Origin of the sequence: Mesorhizobium sp. M7A.F.Ca.CA.004.12.1.1 (assembly GCF_003997835.1) — a bacterium.
GTDB lineage: Bacteria > Pseudomonadota > Alphaproteobacteria > Rhizobiales > Rhizobiaceae > Mesorhizobium.
Genome location: NZ_RZRK01001059.1, coordinates 1 through 1,712, shown reverse-complemented (window position 1 = coordinate 1,712; position 1,712 = coordinate 1). Strand labels below are relative to the sequence as shown.

1 protein-coding gene and 2 pseudogenes are annotated in these 1,712 nt (G+C 63.0%); all 3 read right to left on the bottom strand.

All coding sequences use genetic code 11. From position 1 onward, the window contains the following. Positions 1–216 (bottom strand): annotated as a pseudogene (locus tag EN984_RS33555) (hypothetical protein); the annotation flags it as partial. Between the two features lie 149 nt (positions 217–365). Next, a complete protein-coding gene (locus EN984_RS33550; protein ID WP_127268291.1) occupies positions 366–1,496 on the bottom strand; it encodes a hypothetical protein in 1,131 nt (376 codons plus the stop codon). A gap of 6 nt (positions 1,497–1,502) precedes the next feature. After that, positions 1,503–1,712, bottom strand: a pseudogene (locus EN984_RS33545) (hypothetical protein); the annotation flags it as partial.

Here is a 1,712-nt window from a genome sequence, read left to right as displayed (position 1 = left end):
GGCCAGTTGCGAGGAGGACGACGAACCCTTCGTGCGGCAGATGCCGGAGACGAGCGGATAATTGAAATTGCGCTCGTGCAGCATCTGGCTCTTCATCGCCGCTTCGCACTCGGCGACGGTCGACCACTTGGCCGGCGTCTCGCCGATATATTCGCAAAGCTTGGCGTCGCAGTCGCAGCCGACTATGGTCATGGCGATAAGGGCGGTCTTGATCACGGTCTTGTCCCTTCGAGATGCCCCCGGCAGCCCATTCATTTCTTCCCAGTCCTTCGCGCGCGAACAAGGCGGGATTTGGCCGCGATTGTGGAATGGGCGTGGCGGAGGCCAGGAAATGCATGATCCTGGCCGGGCGTGGCCGAAAGGCCTCAGTAGTCGTAGACGTGTTCAAGCTTGGCGCCGGCCTTGATCAGCGCCGGCAGCACGAGATGCAGCTTGCGCACGGCGACGATCATGCCGGTGCGGCGCATCGCCGGGTCGGCCGGCAGCGGATAGCTGAACAGGATGCGCATGCCTTCGGGGATGACGATCGTATCGGTGGAGAGCACGGTGACCATGATCTCGTCATTGCCGCCGATCTCGACGAAGGAGACGCCCTTGTCGATCAGGCGCGGGATCACTTCGGTGAACACCTGATAGCGCCTGGTGACGAAGATGGTGCCGTCAGCGCCCATGTCGCGTTCGAGCAAGGTGTCGGGCTCGTTGCGGGTGGCTTCGCCGACGGGTCCCTTGGCCCAGACATGGATGTCGAGCAAGGCGGGGTCCATCGTGGCAGCGAGCGCCTTGGTGATCAGGTCGGCATAGCCCTGCTTGATGGTGTCGGCGAGGCCGAAGGCGAGCTTGCGTTCGCTGGTGCGGATGGAACTGTCGCCCGGCGCCGACTGCACCGCAAACAGGCCGGCGCGCTTGTCGGCATAGGGGAACTGATACCAGGGCACCTGGTCGAGAAACCCTGCATAGTCCGCCGCCATCTTGGCCTGATAGATGTCGGCGGCGGTGCGCTTGGCCGTCGTCGCCTCGGTGATGCGGCCGACCGTGTTCTCATAGGCCCACTGCAATATATGCTCGATCGAGTGGCTGGTGCCGATGATGACCAGCATCTGGTGGTTGGCGTAGTTGAACTTATAGGGAGAACTGGCGCGGATGACCATGGCGTAGTCCTGCCAGAAGCGGCCGACATAGGACCAGTAGGGGAAGCCGCTCGGCTGGTCCTTGTCGACGAAGCCGGCATATTCGCGCGCGGCGTAGACGATCGCCCATTCCGGATAGGTGAGGAAGGTCGATTCCTCCGGCCGCTGGTAGCCTGGGATCTCGGCGCGAACCTTGTCGGCCAGCGCCTTGGGCGGCGCGCCGTCAGCAATGCCGGGCAGCGGCGTCTTGTCGAGCGACGACGTCGTCAGAAAGCCGTAGCTCAGCCCGGCGATCGGGATGAGGATGACGATGACGATCACCCAGAGGATCGTCTTGATGATGCGCTTCAGCCAGCGGAACAGGAACATGGCCAGTCAGGCCGTGGCGAAGTGTTCGTGTATGCGCCTGGCCAGCCGGAAGCCGACATAGACGGCGAAGCCACCAATGACGAGGTGCGGCAGGTTGGCGAAGAAGCGAGCCGGGAATTCGATATCGTTGAGGGAGCGGAAGCCGTTGATGAAGATACCGGCATCGAGGCAGCCGGAACCGGTGATCAGCCCGAGCACGCCGTCGAACAGGTAGAC

Excerpts from the sequence above, each read along its gene's own strand:
- EN984_RS33550 (WP_127268291.1), bottom strand. The coding sequence starts at position 1,496 with ATGTTCCTGTTCCGCTGGCTGAAGCGCATCATCAAGACGATCCTCTGG.